The 16,632-nt window shown below is 65.2% G+C and carries 16 protein-coding genes; 8 read left to right on the forward strand and 8 right to left on the reverse strand.

The window, feature by feature from the left end; all coding sequences use genetic code 11:
• Positions 1-65: 65 nt before the first annotated feature.
• A complete protein-coding gene (locus ACQR1D_RS15010; RefSeq protein ID WP_434840038.1) occupies positions 66-1,553 on the reverse strand; it encodes an aldehyde dehydrogenase family protein in 1,488 nt (495 codons plus the stop codon).
• 113 nt (positions 1,554-1,666) lie between these two features.
• Between ACQR1D_RS15010 and ACQR1D_RS15015 the strand changes: the two genes are divergently transcribed.
• Complete coding sequence (locus tag ACQR1D_RS15015; protein WP_316180900.1) at positions 1,667-2,752, forward strand: substrate-binding domain-containing protein; 1,086 nt, start codon at positions 1,667-1,669, stop codon at positions 2,750-2,752.
• Positions 2,753-2,789: 37 nt separating this feature from the next.
• On the opposite strand, the gene ACQR1D_RS15020 is transcribed toward ACQR1D_RS15015, so the two are convergent.
• Together ACQR1D_RS15020 and ndk are read right to left on the reverse strand one after the other, a co-directional pair.
• On the reverse strand, positions 2,790-3,647 hold the full coding sequence (locus tag ACQR1D_RS15020) for a TerC family protein (RefSeq protein WP_315800281.1): 858 nt from the start codon (positions 3,645-3,647) through the stop codon (positions 2,790-2,792).
• Positions 3,648-3,726: 79 nt separating this feature from the next.
• Entirely contained in the window at positions 3,727-4,149 is a 423-nt protein-coding gene (gene ndk, locus ACQR1D_RS15025) for a nucleoside-diphosphate kinase (protein WP_315712380.1), read from the reverse strand.
• Between the two features lie 286 nt (positions 4,150-4,435).
• On the opposite strand from ndk, the gene ACQR1D_RS15030 reads away from it, so the two are divergent.
• From ACQR1D_RS15030 to ACQR1D_RS15040, 3 genes are all read left to right on the forward strand, one after another.
• Positions 4,436-4,705 carry a sulfur globule protein precursor gene (locus ACQR1D_RS15030; RefSeq protein WP_315800444.1) on the forward strand — a complete coding sequence of 90 codons (270 nt, stop codon included), beginning with the start codon at positions 4,436-4,438 and terminating at the stop codon, positions 4,703-4,705.
• 189 nt (positions 4,706-4,894) lie between these two features.
• A complete protein-coding gene (locus ACQR1D_RS15035; protein ID WP_434893871.1) occupies positions 4,895-5,086 on the forward strand; it encodes a hypothetical protein in 192 nt (63 codons plus the stop codon).
• A 50-nt stretch (positions 5,087-5,136) separates the two neighbouring features.
• Positions 5,137-7,008 carry an ABC-F family ATP-binding cassette domain-containing protein gene (locus tag ACQR1D_RS15040; protein WP_434889242.1) on the forward strand — a complete coding sequence of 624 codons (1,872 nt, stop codon included), beginning with the start codon at positions 5,137-5,139 and terminating at the stop codon, positions 7,006-7,008.
• A 120-nt stretch (positions 7,009-7,128) separates the two neighbouring features.
• Here the strand turns inward: ACQR1D_RS15040 and ACQR1D_RS15045 are convergent, their stop codons facing one another.
• Positions 7,129-7,527, reverse strand: a complete 399-nt coding sequence (locus ACQR1D_RS15045) for an avidin/streptavidin family protein (protein WP_315800284.1) — start codon at positions 7,525-7,527, stop codon at positions 7,129-7,131.
• A 157-nt stretch (positions 7,528-7,684) separates the two neighbouring features.
• Here ACQR1D_RS15045 and ACQR1D_RS15050 point away from each other — a divergent pair, with 157 nt between their 5' ends.
• Positions 7,685-7,918 (forward strand): acetyl-CoA carboxylase biotin carboxyl carrier protein subunit, encoded by a 234-nt coding sequence (locus ACQR1D_RS15050; RefSeq protein ID WP_315800285.1) that lies wholly within the window; start codon positions 7,685-7,687, stop codon positions 7,916-7,918.
• On the opposite strand, the gene ACQR1D_RS15055 is transcribed toward ACQR1D_RS15050, so the two are convergent.
• From ACQR1D_RS15055 to ACQR1D_RS15070, 4 genes are all read right to left on the reverse strand, one after another.
• Positions 7,919-8,734: a phytanoyl-CoA dioxygenase family protein gene (locus ACQR1D_RS15055; RefSeq protein WP_434893870.1), complete on the reverse strand. Its 816-nt coding sequence runs from the start codon at positions 8,732-8,734 to the stop codon at positions 7,919-7,921. It abuts the gene before it with no gap.
• Between the two features lie 14 nt (positions 8,735-8,748).
• Positions 8,749-9,243, reverse strand: coding sequence for a hypothetical protein (locus ACQR1D_RS15060; RefSeq protein ID WP_315800445.1), 495 nt, complete (start codon positions 9,241-9,243; stop codon positions 8,749-8,751).
• 204 nt (positions 9,244-9,447) lie between these two features.
• Positions 9,448-9,900, reverse strand: coding sequence for a DNA polymerase III subunit chi (locus ACQR1D_RS15065; protein WP_434848351.1), 453 nt, complete (start codon positions 9,898-9,900; stop codon positions 9,448-9,450).
• A gap of 9 nt (positions 9,901-9,909) precedes the next feature.
• Positions 9,910-11,454 (reverse strand): leucyl aminopeptidase, encoded by a 1,545-nt coding sequence (locus tag ACQR1D_RS15070; protein ID WP_316180907.1) that lies wholly within the window; start codon positions 11,452-11,454, stop codon positions 9,910-9,912.
• Positions 11,455-11,794: 340 nt separating this feature from the next.
• Between ACQR1D_RS15070 and lptF the strand changes: the two genes are divergently transcribed.
• From lptF to ACQR1D_RS15085, 3 genes are read left to right on the forward strand one after another with little or no spacing between them, the layout of a single operon-like run.
• Complete coding sequence (gene lptF / locus ACQR1D_RS15075; protein ID WP_315800289.1) at positions 11,795-12,964, forward strand: LPS export ABC transporter permease LptF; 1,170 nt, start codon at positions 11,795-11,797, stop codon at positions 12,962-12,964.
• On the forward strand, positions 12,961-14,058 hold the full coding sequence (gene lptG / locus ACQR1D_RS15080; RefSeq protein ID WP_316180909.1) for an LPS export ABC transporter permease LptG: 1,098 nt from the start codon (positions 12,961-12,963) through the stop codon (positions 14,056-14,058). Before lptF ends, lptG begins: the two co-directional genes overlap by 4 nt.
• Entirely contained in the window at positions 14,058-16,568 is a 2,511-nt protein-coding gene (locus ACQR1D_RS15085) for an LPS-assembly protein LptD (protein ID WP_316180910.1), read from the forward strand. Before lptG ends, ACQR1D_RS15085 begins: the two co-directional genes overlap by 1 nt.
• The last annotated feature ends 64 nt before the right edge of the window (positions 16,569-16,632 follow it).

Below are 16,632 nucleotides of genomic sequence, written 5' to 3' on the forward strand. Positions count from 1 at the left end.
TCCGTTGGATCGCGCAGACGACCGCCGATGCGAATGGCGGCCGTCCGCGTCAACCGACGCCTGGCTCACACCGCAAGATTCATCCAGACGGCCTTCGGCTCTGTGAAATTGTCCAGAGCGGCCGTGCCATGCTCGCGGCCCAGTCCCGAGTCGCGATCGCCACCCCACGGCAACCGCACATCGGTGTAGCCATAGGTGTTGATCCACACCGTGCCCGCGCGCAGCCGCTTGGCGAGGCGCTGGACGCGGCCGATGTCGCGGCTCCAGACGCCGGCGGCCAGGCTGTAGGCGGTGCCGTTGGCCATGCGCAGCGCGTCGGCCTCGTCCCTGAACTTGATCACGCTGACGACCGGTCCGAAAATCTCCTCCTGGGAGATCCGCATCTCGTGCGTGACGCCGGCGAATACGGCGGGGCTGACGAAGTAGCCACGCGGTGCGGCACGCGCCCCGCCGGTCACCAGCGAAGCGCCCTCGTTGCGGCCGATCTCGACATAATCGAGGATCGTCTTCATCTGCCGCTCGGAGATGACGGGTCCCAGCGAGGTGGCACGATCGAGCGGATCGCCGATCCGTAAGCCCCTCGCCCGCTCGGTCAGGCGCTCGACAACCTCGTCATAGACACGCTCCTGCACCAGCACGCGCGAGCCGGCCGAGCACACCTGCCCCGTGTTGAAGAAGATGCCGCTGGCCGCGGCCTTCGCGGCCGCCTCGATGTTCGCATCATCGAAGATGACGTTGGCAGACTTGCCGCCGAGCTCAAGCGACACGTGTTTGAAGTTGCCGGCCGCGCCCTTCATGATGCCGCGGCCGACGCCGGGCGAGCCGGTGAACGTAACCTTGTCGACATCGGGATGATTGACCAGCGCCTCGCCGACCGTGCGCCCGGGACCGGTCACGATGTTGAGAACGCCGGGCGGCAGACCGGCTTCGAGCGCGAGATCGCCGATCCGCAGCGCCGACAGCGAGGTCAGCTCGGCGGGCTTCATCACGACGGTGCAGCCGCAGGCCAGCGCCGGCGCGAGCTTCCACATTCCGATCATCAGCGGGAAGTTCCACGGCACGATCGCAGCGACGACGCCGACGGGCTCGCGCACCGTGTAGGTCAGGGCATCGTCGCGCGTGGACACGACCTCACCGCTGATCTTGTCGGCCCAGCCGGCGTAATATGTGAGTGTATCGATCGCTGCGGGCAGATCCTGGCGCAGCACGGCCGCAACCGGCTTGCCGGCATCGAGGCTTTCGAGCTCGACGATCTCGTCGGCATGATCACGCAGCAGCTGCGCCCATCTCAGCAGGATCGCGCCACGCTCCGCTGCGCGCATCGTGCGCCACGGCCCTTCGAAAGCACGCCGCGCCGCTGCGACGGCACGGTCGACATCCTCGGCGTTGCCCTCGGCGATCGTCGCGATCGGCTGCTCGGTGGCAGGATTGAACGACACGAACGAGCGCCCCGAGACGGAGGGAACGTGCCGGCCGTCGACCAGGAGCTGCAGCGGCTTCGCCAGATAGCGCGACGCGCTGGAGCCGCGTTCGTAGTCATATGCAATGGACATCATATTTCCTCCGCTTCTTGTATGCCAGCGTAGGAGCAAATATGAGTTCGTAAATATGATATCTGTTGCCTATGGCGGGCCATCATATGAAGCCGACTTCACAAGCAGGTCCGATGCTGCGCATCGCGATCGAACCCGTCTGGCGCTTCCACTGGGATGACGGACCGCAGAGCATCGTCGTGATGCTCAGCGTGCTCAGCGAAATCAGGAAAACCGGCAAGATCACCAGCGCGGCCCATGACGCGCACCTCTCCTATCGTCATGTCTGGAATCTGATCGAGCAATGGTCCGCATTCTTCGGCGTGCCGCTGGTGGAGACCCAGCGCGGCAAAGGATCGAAGCTCACGGCGTTCGGCGACAAGCTGGTCTGGGCCGGCGAGCGCATGCAGGCCCGTCTCGGCCCGCAGCTCGACAATCTGGCGCAGGAGCTGGTGACCGAGATCAAGCCGTTCCTGCAGCCGCATCCCACCGTAATCCGCGTGCATGCAAGCCACGGCTTCGCCGTCGCCAAGTTGCGCGAGCTGCTCGATCGCGAGCCGGGCGTCGGCGTCGATCTGCGCTATGTCAGCAGCCAGCATTCGCTGGTGTCGCTCGCGCAAGGCGCCTGCGACCTGTCCGGTCTGCATCTGCCGCGCGGCGAACTGCGCGCACAGAGCATCCAGGCTTGCCGGGATTGGCTCGATCCCCGGCAGGACTGCGTCATCAGCTTCGTGACCCGCGAGATGGGATTGATGGTCAAGCGCGGCAATCCGCTGTCGATCCGATCATTGGCGGACATCGCGGATGGCAAGATTCGCTTCGTCAACCGCGATCATGATTCAGGCACCCGCCTGCTGTTCGATCAATTGCTCGCTTCGCACGGATTGGACGAGGCGCGCATCAATGGCGCGCAGCAGATCGAGTTCACCCACGCTGCCGTCGCGGCCTATGTCGCGAGCGACATGGCCGACGCCTGCTTCGGCGTCGAGGCGGCTGCGCGGCAGTTCGGGCTGGACTTCATCCGTATCCTGACCGAGGACTACTTCTTCGCCTGCCATCAGTCGTTTCTCGAGAGCGATCCGATGCGGCGCATCCTCGATGTGATGAAGGGCGACGACTTCCATTGCGCCATCGCCGCCCTGCCCGGCTATCAGCCGGCCGACACGGGCTCGGTTCACACCGTGCGCGAGTTCCTCGATCGGCTGGACGCCGAAGCCTGACGGCGCGTGCGGTCGGATCCGCTGGCGCAGACGACCGCTACGGCAGATCGACGCCCCGCGCCGGCACCGGCTCCAGCTGGCCCTGACGCTGCAGCGCGCGGCCACGCCAGATCGAGCCGGCGAGCAGCACCACGCCGGCGCCGATCAGCGACATCAGCGTCTCCATGACATCGACATGGCTCGCGAGAGTGGTCTTGCCGGCGAGCAGCGCCGAGGTCGCCTCGATGTTGATGACGACGGTGCCGTCGAGCAGATGGTGCAGCATCGGCTCGATCGCGGGATCGGTCGCGATCACCTCGCCGGCCACCCAGCCGAGCAGCATCGCGCCGAGCCAGACCAGCAGCGGGAAGCGATCGAGCACCAGCATGATCAGCGCGGCACCCGCGATGATCAGCGGGATGCTCATGGCGAGGCCGATGATCAGCAGCGACGCCTGGCCGTTCGCGGCCGCAGCCACCGCGATCACGTTGTCGAGGCTCATCACGAGGTCGGCGAGCGCGACAATGCGGACCGCATGCCACAGCGTCGTGCCGGCGGCGATCTCGTCGTTCTCGTCTTCGGGCACCAGCAGCTTGGCAGCGATCACGAGCAGCGCCAGCCCACCGACCAGCTTCAGGTACGGCAACGCCATCAGGGTGGCGACGATGCCGGTAAAGGCGATGCGCAGCGCGACGGCAATGCCGGAGCCGGCGACCATGCCCCAAAAGCGATGCTTGCCGTGCAGGCCGCGGCAGGCGAGCGCGATGACCAGCGCATTGTCGCCCGACAACAGCACGTTGATCCAGACGATCTTGCCGAGCGCGAGCCAGAAGCCCGGGCTCTGCAGGTCGGCCTCGAATTGAGCGAGCATGTGGCCGAAGCTGGCGGAATCGGCGAGTTGCGATAGCCAGTTCACGGCCGGGCCTTTCAGACAAGTTCAGCGTAGAACACGACGGTCGTGCGGCGGAGGGCGCCCTCCGCCGCACGAGGATCGATCAACCGACGATCTCGTTGCCGGAGAAGAACTGCGCGATCTCGATCGCAGCCGTTTCGGCCGCGTCGGAACCGTGCACCGAGTTCTCGCCGATCGACTTCGCATGCAGCTTGCGGATGGTGCCGTCGGCCGCCTTCGACGGATCGGTGGCGCCCATCACGTCGCGGTACTTCAGGATGGCGCCCTCGCCCTCGAGCACCTGGACCACGACCGGCCCGGAGATCATGAAATCGACCAGTTCGCCGAAGAACGGCCGCGCCTTGTGCACGGCATAGAAGGTCTCGGCCTGATCGCGCGTCATGCGGATGCGCTTCTGGGCCACGATGCGCAGGCCGGCCTTCTCGATCAGCGCGTTGATCGCGCCGGTGAGATTACGCTCGGTCGCGTCGGGCTTGATGATCGAAAAGGTGCGCTCAATCGCCATGATGTCGTCCTTGGAGGTGCGGGATTTGGGTGAGTTGCGGGCTTATATCGACGCGATCGGCCGACGGCAAGCGACCGGGACCCTGCCGGAGGCGGGACGCCTTACGACAATTTCACGATTCTGAACATAGTCTGAAGGGTCCGTGCCACCCGTGTTCAGCTCAGGGGCCTTAAGGTCGTGGCTATCGGGCGGGGACGAGCCAGCAGCACGACCGGTGGCCGCCCTCTCCCAGCCTCATCCGTCGGACAATTTCGGCGCCACCAGCGCTGTCATCCAGGAGACGATCATGTTGCGCAAACTCTCCCTCATCGCGGCGGCCGCAATTGCCCTCGGCGCAGCCGCCCTCGCCCCGACCGCCGCCTCGGCTCATTGGCACGGCGGCTGGCATGGGGGCGGTTGGCACGGCGGCTATGGCGGATGGCACCGTCCGTTCTACGGCCCGCGCTTCTTCGTCGGCGGCCCGGTCTACAGCTACGGCTATGGCGGCTGCTACGTGCGCCGCGTGGTTCCGACCCCGTGGGGACCGCGCTGGCGGTTGATCAACCGCTGCTATTGATACGAGCCTCGGCGCGGCACCCGCCCCCCGCCGCACCGAACTCGCATTGCCCCGGCGTCTCCCCCACGCCGGGGCTTTTTTTGTGCACTTTCAACCTCATTTCGGGGTATTCCGGTCGGGAGCCGGAAACAAATCGAGCGGTCACGACTTGTTACAGCATCGTCCTGCAACTGCCCGTGGAATACCGTCATGTCTGGCCGCACCGCCGATTTCAGCGACGCGCTCGATCGCAAGACCAGCCGGTCGATCTGCGAGGCCGTCGGTGAGCGCCTGCAACGCAGCCTGCCGCCGGACGGCTCTCACCTGCCAGCTCCCCTCGCGGAGCTGATGAACGAATTGCGCAAGCGCGACGAGGTCGGGACGAGCCGATCCGGCCGCTGAGACGCGACAAAGCGGTTGCCTTTGGCCGCGCGCGCGGTGACAAGGCGCGCATGCTTTCCATCACCGACATCTCCATCCGCCTCGCCGGACGGCTTCTCATCGACCAGAGCTCGGTGCAGATTCCGCCCGGCGCCCGCGTCGGACTGGTCGGCCGCAACGGCACCGGCAAGTCGACCCTGTTCAAGGCGATCCGCGGCGAACTGTCGCTGGAGACCGGCAGCATCAGCGTGCCACCGCGGTGGCGCATCGGCAGCCTGGCCCAGGAAGCCCCGAGCGGGCCCGAAAGCCTGATCGAGGTGGTTCTCCGGGCCGACCTCGAGCGGCACGCGCTGCTGCACGAGGCCGAGACGGCCCATGACGCAGACCGTATCGCCGAGATCCAGACCCGCCTCGTCGACATCGACGCGCATTCGGCGCCAGCGCGCGCGGCCGCGATTCTCAGCGGCCTCGGATTTTCCGCCACGGACCAGGCGCGGGCCTGCGCCGAATTCTCCGGCGGCTGGCGCATGCGGGTTGCGCTGGCGGCCACGCTGTTCGCCGCGCCAGACCTGCTCCTGCTGGACGAGCCGACCAACTATCTCGACCTCGAGGGCACGCTGTGGCTCGAGGATCACCTGGCACACTATCCGCGCACGGTGATCGTGATCAGCCATGACCGCGATCTCCTGGAGACCTCCGTCGACCAGATCCTGCATCTCGACCGTTGCAAGCTGACGCTATATCGCGGCAGCTACTCCTCCTACGAAGAACAGCGCGCCACGCGCGAGATGCTCGATGCCAAGGCGGTCAAGCGCCAGGAAGCGGAGCGTGCGCGGCTGCAGGCCTTTGTCGAGCGCTTCAAGGCCAAGGCCTCGAAGGCGCGCCAGGCGCAGTCCCGCGTCAAGATGCTGGAGCGGATGAAGCCGATCACCGCGCTCGTCACCCAGGACGTGCACGAGATCACGTTCCCCGCACCGGAGCGACTGCTGTCGCCGCCGATCATCGCGGTCGACAACGCTTCCGTCGGCTACGACCCCGCGCAACCGGTGCTCAACCGCGTCACCCTACGCATCGACAATGACGACCGCGTCGCATTGCTCGGCGCCAACGGCAACGGCAAGTCCACGCTGGTGAAGCTGCTCGCCGGCCGGCTCACACCGTTCTCCGGCAAGGTCACGCGCGCCGACAAGCTGTCGATCGCCTACTTCGCCCAGCACCAGCTCGATGAGCTGGACGAGACCGGATCGCCGTATAGTCACGTGCGCAAGCTGATGGGCGATGCGCCGGAATCGAAAGTGCGCGCGCGCGCCGGCGCGATCGGGTTTTCCGGCAAGGCGGCAGACACGCTGGTGAAGAGCCTGTCGGGCGGCGAGAAGGCGCGGCTGCTGCTCGGGCTCGCGACCTTCTTCGGCCCCAACATGATCATCCTGGACGAGCCGACCAACCATCTCGACATCGACAGCCGCGCCGCGCTCGCCGAGGCCATCAACGACTTTCCCGGCGCCGTGATCATGGTGTCGCACGACCGCTATCTGATCGAGGCCTGCGCCGACCGTCTCTGGGTCGTCGCCGACCGCACCGTGAAGACCTATGATGGCGACCTCGATGACTACAGGCGCATGGTGCTGTCGTCGCGCAGCGGTGCCGGCACGCGAGACACCGAACGTCCGCAGGGGACCGCCGAGAAGACCGAGCGGCCCCGCAGCGACAACCGGCGGAGCGGGCTGAAGCAGAGGATCACCGCGGCCGAGGCCGAGATCGCGCGGATCACCGAGATCATCGCCAAGATCGACGGCGCGCTGTCGCTGCCCGACATCTTCACGCGCGACCCGAAGCAGGCGGCGCAACTGTCGAAGGCGCGCGCCAATGCCGCCGACGCGCTGGCGCGCGCCGAGGAGCAATGGCTGGAGGCCAGCACGCTGTATGACGAGGCGGGGAGCTGAAGCGCCCCGAGCCTCGGATCGGGCATTCGGCGGAAAGTCGCAGACAACTCGGCTTTCGCGGAATGCCCTCGCGCTCAGCGGCCCGCGCGGATGAATGCGTGGTCGGCGCGAGCGGCCGGATCAGTTGGTCCGCTGAAACAGGTCCGCACCCGGCAGGTTGCCGAGATCGCCGTTGGGCTGAATGTAGAAGAGATTCCAATTCGTCCGGAGTAGATTGCCGCCGACCTGGCCTCTCCACCGCGTGATCGAATTGCACTGAGCAAACGTCACGACCAGCATGACGGCGCTGCCGGCCGATCTGCCGGATACCGGATAGGGAATGCCCTGGCACGCAAATCCTGGCGCGTTGTTGGTGAATTGTCCTCGCACCTGTCCATCGGTGACTGACCAGATCTCGAGCACCGAGCCTCGTTGATTTGTCCATCTCGACGGCGCCGGCAGAACGTCGGCACGCGCAGCAATCGACGAAACTACGACAATCATCGCTGCAAAAAGATACTTGCTGAAGAACCACTTCATGGCGCGCCTCGCTATGCCCGGAGCTGGAGGTAGCAATGATGCCTACATACATCCATAAGCTGGAAAGCGCCATTGTGGCAGGTTCAAAATTGCTCTACTTTCGGTACACAACGTTGATGTTTGAGGTTCGATTGAAGCGATTTCAGGAGGACGAAACATGAACAAGCAGCTCTACGCTCGACTTGACGGCCTGCTCTACGACGTCTGCGTCAAGGCGGGTCAGAAGGTGCAGACCGGTGAGGTCCTCTACGTCATCGAGGCGGCCAAATCACAGCTGTCGGTGAAAGCTCCCTATTCCGGGACAATCAGTCAGGTCCGGCGCGGTGCGGGCGAGACGTTGAGCGCGACCGATGTCGTCATGGAGTTGGATGCGGAGGACGCAGCGGCCTGATCAGTCGCTCAAGTCCGGGGTTCGCTGCAGACGGATCGGCGAGGACGCTCCGTTGTAGACCGTCGCTCGAGCCAGCACGCGCTCGGCCTCTAGGGACGGCCAGGATTTTTCGATCTTGGGTCGTTTCCTGTCGAAGGCGCATTGCAGCTCCCCCGGCAGGTCGGACCAGAAGGGCACGAAGGACAACACGATCAAGGCGCGGTCTTCGCTCGAATTGTTGGCATGGGATGCATGCAGAAGCCTGCCGTCGCGAACGATCAGATCCCCCCTCCGAACGGTCACATCGACTTCGTCGCGTCGTGTGGAAACCAGCACGTCGTCGACAGGCAGAATCCGATCGGGATGCGTCGGCCGGTCCTTGATCAAGGCATGGAGATCGTTCTTGCGCCGATGGCTGCCGGGAAGCACGCGCAAGCATCCGTTCGCGGCGCTCGTATCGGTCAAGTAGTACATGAAGTAGAGAATTGGAGGCGTGGCGGCGTAGCTCGCAGCGCTCGACCAGCCCCACCAATCCTGGTGCCAGTGCAGCCTCGGACATCCGGCCGGCTTGGAGATCAGGAAGCCGGCAAAAAAGCGTGCATCCCGGTATCCGGCGCGCTCCAACAGTTCATACTGTGCATCGAACAGAATGATCGGCGCGAAATCGGCCGACGAGCCGACTGAGACAACGGATCCGAGATGAGGCTCCGCGATCGCCTCACGACCGGCTCGCGACTTGATTCGATCGCCGGCCTCGAGCAACTCGCGAGGAAGAAAACCACGGCGCACCCCATACCCGGCCTCCTCCAACTCGCGACGGAGGCCGGTGATTTGCATGGCCGCCTCCTCCGTCAGGTCGCCCGCTTCTTCGCCTTGGGCTTCGCCACCTTCGGCGCCGGTCCCGGATCGGGCGCCCGCTCGACCGAGGTCAGGCGGCCGGAGCTGAACGTGTAGACGCCGGCGCGCGCGCCGCGCAGCCAGGTCACGGTGGCCACGCGCTCGCCGCCATTGCTCGAGATGTTGACGTTGTCGGGTGCACCGATGCCGCGCACCACGTCGCATTCGGTATGACCGAGCGCAACGGTGCCGCCGACAGCCGGCGCGGCCGTGGCGGGATCATTCGCCAGCGCGTTCGCGCCCGCAGCACCGGCCGCAGGCGCCATGCCCGGGCATGCGCCTTCGGCGCTCACAAGATCCTCAGCGGAGACCGGCTTGTCCGGCGTCAGCGGCGGCGCATCGATCGAGATGTTTTTGATGAACAGGCGCTGCGGCCGGTTGAACCACTCGGCGTCCTTGGACAGGAAATCGGGCGTGCTCGAGCATCCGGCGACGACCGGGGCAAGCACAAGGAACGCCAGAGCGCGCGTCAGCTGTTTGGTGTGGTCTCGCACGATGAACCTTGCTGAATTGCAACCTGTGGACACTCTAACGTGTTGTCCCAACATCACTTTGCGGCACGTTCGTGGCTTTGCCAACGCTCTGCCGGCAAATCGGCAGATTATCATTAATCACGCGGCGCTGCCATCATCGGCGCTTCACGGGCTTCCGTATCATTGTCGGCGCTGCCAGCGTCCCCGTTCATCCGCCTGCCAGTAGGTGACCTCGAATCCCCGCGATTTGCAATCGGTCCACGCCGATCTCGCAGCCGCGAGCGCGTCCGCATCATCGCCGTTGAACACGAGCACCATGCGCTCGTAGCTGTGCGAGTCCGCTGGCAGCGGCGCGTTATCCACCAGGAATCGTACGTTCGCGCGGTTGGGATTGCCTTCTTCCACCGCGAGCACGATCGGCTGGTCGGCCACATCGGCCACCCGCCAGGTGGCGTGCGGCAGAAACGAATCGTCGCGATAGGTCCACAGATGCGCATCGAGCGCATCCGCACGCTCTTCGGACGTCGACTGCACCACGACGCGCCAACCGCGCTCGAGCGACTTCTCGAGCAGCGGCGGCAGCACGCCTTCCAGGGTCATGTTCTGCAGATGGTAGAACAGGACTTCAGTCATCGCCCGACGTCACGCCTTGGCGCCGGATTTGGCTTCAGCCTTTTCAGCCTTGGAGTCGGATTTGGATTCGTAGGAATCCCACACCAGCCGATCGAGCAGCCGGACGCCGTAGCCCGATCCCCAGCTCTGGTTGATCTCCGATTTCGGCGCGCCCATCGCGGTGCCGGCGATATCGAGATGCGCCCACGGCGTGTCGTTGACGAAGCGCTGCAGGAATTGCGCGGCGGTGATCGAGCCGCCATGGCGTCCGCCGGTATTCTTCATGTCGGCGAACTGCGAATCGATCAGCTTGTCGTATTCGTGGCCGAGCGGCATCCGCCACACCTTCTCACCCGTCTCCTGCCCCGCCTTGAGCAGCTTGTCGGCGAGATCATCATTGTTGGTGAAGAGACCGGCATGCTCGGTGCCCAGCGCGACCATGATCGCGCCGGTCAGGGTCGCCAGGTCGATCATGAATTTCGGCTTGAACTTGGTCGCGACGTACCAGAGCACGTCCGCGAGCACGAGGCGGCCCTCCGCATCGGTGTTGATGATCTCGATGGTCTGACCCGACATCGAGGTCACGATGTCGCCCGGACGCTGGGCGTTGCCGTCCGGCATGTTCTCGACGAGGCCGATCGCGCCGATCACGTTGGCCTTGGCCTTGCGGGCGGCGAGCGCATGCATCAGGCCGACCACGCAGGCCGCGCCGCCCATGTCGCCCTTCATGTCCTCCATCGAGCCGGCCGGCTTGATCGAGATGCCGCCGGTGTCGAAGCACACGCCCTTGCCGATGAACGCGACCGGCTGCTCGCCGCGCTTGCCGCCATTGTAGTGCATCACGACGGTGCGGCTCGGCCGTGCCGAGCCCTGGCCGACGCCGAGCAGCGCGCCCATGCCGAGCTTCTTCATCGCGGGCACGTCGAGGATCTCGACGGTGACGCCGAGCTTGCGCAAGGCGGCAGCGCGCTTGGCGAACTCCTCCGGGTAAAGGACGTTCGGCGGCTCGTTGACCAGATCGCGCGCCAGGATCACGCCGTCGGTGACATGGGACCGTGGCGCGAAGGCCTTCTTGGCCGCCGCGACGTCGGCCACGGCGATCGAGACATTGGCGCTGACGGCGCCTTCCTCGTCCTTCTTCTTGGTCTTGTAACGGTCGAACCGATAGGCCCGCAGCCGAATGCCGGCGGCCAGCGAGCTGACCTGATCTGGCAACAGCGGTCCCGAAGGCAGCTCGGCGAGCACCGTCACCGCTTCAGTTCCGGCGTTCAGCTTTCCGGCTAAAGTCCCGCCGTATTTGAGGAAATCCTTGTCCTTGAGGTCCGAGCCCTTGCCGATGCCGATGACGATCAAGCGCTGAATCTTGATTCCCTCAGGAGCCAGCAGATCCAACACCGCACCATCCTTGCCCTTGAACCGGGCTGCCCCGGCCGCGCGCTTGATCAGGTCCGAGGCTCCCCCGAGCGCCTTCTCGGTCGCGACTCCAAGTCGCAGGGTGTCATCGCAGAACGCCACCACGATGCCACGCGGGGCGGTCGACAGCGGGACGAAGCCGACCTTGACGGCGTCGGACATCAAGCAATCCTCCAAATTTCGACGTGATGAGCCGCCACGTCCGACCGAAAACCTCAAGGGCCAGACCAGGATGGCGGCAGTTCGGAACCCAACTTGGCAGCAGTATGGCCTGCCCGGACCGGGGCTGCCAAGCGCCGCGTTGCGGACCGGTCACAATGATGAAATTTTAACCGTATTTTCGTGGCGCCATGCCACAGCCATTTTGTCGACGGATCAAAGGGATGGTACAGATATTCACCGCCTTCGGAACGTGACGGCGACTGCAGCCTTGGGGGGCCCGTTGCGAGGGTTGGCTGCAGCGCGCGTTCCGGCACAGATGACTGGGGATCGAGCGCAGACGATGGGGTCCATCGACAGGTACATCTTTCGCACGACGCTGGCGTCGTTCGCGTTGGTCCTGGTCAGCCTCACCGGCGTGATCTGGATTACGCAGGCGCTGCGCGGCATCGACCTGATGACCAGCCAGGGCCAGACGATCCTGACCTTCCTTGGCATCACCGGCCTCGTGATTCCCTCCCTGCTCGGCGTCATCGCGCCGATCGCGCTGATGATCGCGGTCTCGCACACGCTGAACAAGCTTGCGACCGATTCGGAGATCATCGTCATGAACGCGGCCGGCATGTCGCCGATCCGGCTGTTCGTGCCGTTCGCCTATGCCACCTGCGCGGTGGCCGTGCTGGTGACGCTGATCGCCGCCTTCTTCGCCCCCGACGGCCTGCGCCGGATCAAGCAGTGGGATGCCGAGATCACCGCCGACGTGCTCGCCAACATCCTGCAGCCCGGGCGGTTCGCGCAGCTCGACCAGAACCTGACCATCCGGATCCGCGAGCGCCAACCCGGCGGCGAGCTGTCCGGCATCCTGATCGACGACCGCCGCGATCCCAAGGAGCGAATCACGATCATCGCCGAGAAGGGCACCGTCGTGAAGAATGCCGACGGCTCGTTCCTGGTGCTCGAGGACGGCAATCTGGAACGCTTCGAGCTCGGCAAGCGCGAGCCGGCGATGGTCGCGTTCGCCCGCTACGCCTTCGACATGTCGAAGTTTTCGAACCAGGGCCGCGACGTCACGCTCGGCATTCGCGAGCGCTATCTGTGGGAGTTGATGGCGCCCGCCGAGAACGATCCGATCTACAAGCAGATCCCCGGACAGTTCCGCCAGGAATTGCACGACCGCTTCCTGGCGCCGATCTATCCGTTCGCCTTCGCGGCCCTCACCTTCGCATTCCTGGGCGCGCCGCGGACGACACGCCAGAGCCGCAACTTCTCGTTCGGCAGCGCCATTCTCGCCGTGTTCGGCGTGCGCATGGCGGGCTTCGCCTGCTCGGTCATGACCGTGAAGACGCCGATGGCGGCGCTGGTGCAGTACCTCATGCTGTTCGGCGTGCTCGGCCTCAGCATCTGGATCATCATCGGCGGCGTGGTGGTCGAGCCGCCGGCGCGGCTGATGGAAGCCATCAACCGCTCGAACGCGCGGATCGCACGGCTGTTCGGGAGGCCGGCCACCGCATGAGCATGGTCACCAACACGCTCGGGCGCTATTTCGCCGGCCGCTTCCTGGTCTCGGCGGTCGGCGTGTTCGCGAGCATCTTCATCCTGCTCGTGCTCGTCGACTACATCGAGATGGTGCGCAAGACCTCCGGACTTGCCTCCGCTTCGGCGCTGATGGTGGCGGAGACGTCGCTGTTCCGGGTGCCGCAATTGCTCGAGAAGATGATGCCGTTCTGCGTCCTGATCGGCGCCATGACCTGCTATCTCGCGCTGTCGCGCCGACTCGAACTCGTGGTGGCGCGCGCAGCCGGGGTCTCCGCCTGGCAGTTCATCGCGCCGGCGCTGGCAAGCGCCATCGTGCTCGGGCTGATGGCCACGACCCTCTACAATCCGATGTCGGCCAATCTGCGCGAGCTCTCCAAGCGGATGGAGGCCGAGCTGTTCGGCGCAGCGCCGGGCGGCGGCGTGCAGGATGCGGCCGGCTTCTGGCTCAACCAGATCAACCCCGACGGCTCGGTCATCATCAATGCCGCGCGCAGCGAGCAGCAGGGCGTCCGCCTGACCGGACTGACCCTGTTCCGTTTTGATACGGACAAGCACTTCAAGGAACGAATCGAAGCGCGCGAGGCGACCCTGGAAGAAGGCCGGTGGGTCTTCCGGTCCGTGCGCCGATTCTCCCTCGATGCCCCACCGGTCGACGAACCGACGTACATTCTTCCGACCAGCCTGACGCCGGCGCAGGTCCGAAACAGCTTCTCCACCCCCGAAACTGTGTCGTTTTGGCAACTGCCGACATACATCCGTTCGTCGGAGAGCTCAGGCTTCGCGACCGCGGGGTACCGACTGCAGTATCATAAGCTGATCGCGCAGCCGTTTTTGCTGGCTGCGATGGTCATGCTGGCTGCGTCCGTGTCGCTCAGGTTCTTCCGAATGGGTGGCGTACAGAAAATGGTTTTGAGTGGCGTGGGCGCCGGGTTTCTGCTCTACGTTCTGTCGAAAGTAACTGAAGATTTGAGCAAGGCTGAGTTGATGAATCCGATCGCTGCGGCGTGGCTGCCGGTGTTCGTCGGCGGCCTCACCGGTTTCATGGCTTTGCTCTACCAGGAGGACGGCTAGTGTCGTTCGTTGCCGTCCGTCAGACAGCGCTCGCCGCGCTTCGGCAGCATGCCGTTGCGCGCGCCGGTTGCGCGCGCGTGCGTCGCGCCGGGTCTGGCGTACTTGGATTCGTTCTGGCCTGCGGGCTCGGCCTGATGGTTGCTGCTGCGACCGCGGTCGTGGCGCCGACCCCTGCCGTCGCGCAGGGCTTCACCTACAATCCGCGTCCGCCCAAGGCGCCGCCGCCGCGCGTCGCCAACGACAACCAGATGCTGGTGCAGGCGACCGAGGTCGATTACGACTACAACAACTCGCGCGTGTCGGCGGTCGGCAACGTCCAGCTGTTCTACAACGGCACCTCGGTCGAGGCCGACCGGGTGATCTACGACCAGAAGACCAAGCGCCTGCATGCGGAAGGCAACATCCGCATGACCGACGCCGACGGCAAGATCACCTACGCCAACAGCCTCGATCTGTCGGACGACTATCGCGACGGCTTCGTCGATTCGCTGCGCGTCGAGACCGAGGACCAGACGCGGATGGCGGCGACCCGCGCCGACCGCTCCAAGGGCAATTACACCGTCTTCGAGAACGGCGTATACACCGCCTGCGCGCCGTGCAAGGACGATCCGAAGAAGCCGCCGCTGTGGCAGGTCAAGGGTGCGCGCATCATCCACGACCAGACCGAGAAGATGCTGTATTTCGAGAACGCCCAGCTCGAATTCTTCGGCGTTCCCCTGGCCTACATCCCCTATTTCTCGACGCCCGATCCGACGGTGAAGCGCAAGAGCGGCTTCCTGATGCCGGGCGTCACCCAGACCGGCGGCTACGGCTTCGGCGTCGACATCCCCTATTACTGGGCGATCGCGCCGGATTACGACGCGACGTTCACGCCGCGTATCACCTCCAAGCAGGGCGTGCTGCTGCAGACCGAGTTCCGCCAGCGCCTCAGCAATGGCGGCTATCAGGTGCGCCTGTACGGCATCGATCAGCTCGACCGCAACGCCTTCGCCGGCCAGCCGGGCGACCGCCAGTTCCGCGGCGGCGTCGACACCAAGGGCCAGTTCGCGCTCAACGACAAATGGGTCTGGGGCTGGGACGGCATCCTGCTGTCCGACTACATGTTCCTGTCGGATTACCGGCTGGCGCAGTATCGCGATCCGTTCAACTCGTTCATGAGCCTCCCGACCGAGGCGATCTCGCAGCTTTACTTGACCGGCGTCGGCAGCCGCAGCTTCTTCGACGTCCGGGCGATCCATTATCTGAGCTTCTCGGGCAACCAGCAGACCGTGCCGGTGGTCTATCCGGTGCTGGATTACTCGAACGTGCTGAACTATCCCGTGTTCGGCGGCGAGTTCAGCTACAAGACCAACTTCGTCAATCTGAGCCGCCAGACGGCGGTGTTCGACCCGATCACGACCACGGCCAATACCGCCGGACTGTGCACGACGGTGTCTGCCGATCCGCGGGCGCGCCTGCCCACCCAGTGCCTGCTGCGCGCCACGCCCGGCACCTACACCCGCCTGACCGCGCAGGCGGAGTGGCGGCGGTCGTTCACGGATCCCTACGGCCAGATCTGGACGCCGTTCGCGATCCTGCGCGCAGACGCGATCAACGCCAACGTCTCGAACCAGCCGGGCGTGGGCAACTTCCTGCAGACCGGGGACACCCAGGCGCTGCGCCTGATGCCGACGGTCGGCCTGGAATATCGCTATCCGTTCATCAACGTTCAGCCATGGGGCACGACGACGATCGAGCCGATCGCGCAAGTGATCATCCGGCCGAACGAGACCTATGCCGGCCGGCTGCCGAACGAGGACGCCCAGAGCATGGTGTTCGACGCCAGCAACCTGTTCAGCGTCGACAAGTTCTCCGGCTATGACCGCGTCGAGGGCGGCGGCCGCGCCAATGTCGGTGTCCAGGCCACCACGCAGTTCGACCGCGGCGGCACCATCAACGTGCTGTTCGGCCAGTCCTACCACCTGTTCGGGATGAACTCGTTCGCGGTGCAGGACGCCAACAACACCGCGATCGGTTCCGGCCTGGACAAGAACGCCTCGGACTACGTGGCGCGCGTCGACTATTCGCCGAACCGCACCTACACGTTCAGCATGCGCAGCCGGTTCGACCAGCAGACCCTGAACATCCAGCGCTTCGAGGCGGAAGCCAAGGCGAACTTCGATCGCTGGTCGGTGGCCCTGACCTACGGCAACTATGCCGCCGATCCGGCGCTCGGCTACCTCGACCGTCGCGAGGGCATCCTCGGCAGCGGCTCGGTCAAGGTGGCGCCGAACTGGGTCGTCACGGGTGCGGCGCGCTGGGATCTGGCAGCCAACAAGATCAACCAGTATGTGATCGGCGCCGGCTATGTGGACGATTGTTTCGTGCTGGCCGCCAACTATGTAACGTCGTATAATTATACGGCGGGCACCACTCCCCCCGTTCTGAGCCATGCCTATATGCTCCAGATCGGACTCCGGACGCTGGCCAATTCCTCGTCCACGGGAACCGGGGCTGGGGGCCTGCAGTAGCGCGCGCCAGTCTCCGACGGGCCGCTCCGTGGGGGTCGAAAGTCCCTCGTTGGGAGCCGTGGCG

Origin of the sequence: Bradyrhizobium sp. HKCCYLRH2047 (assembly GCF_051168175.1) — a bacterium.
Classification (GTDB): domain Bacteria; phylum Pseudomonadota; class Alphaproteobacteria; order Rhizobiales; family Xanthobacteraceae; genus Bradyrhizobium.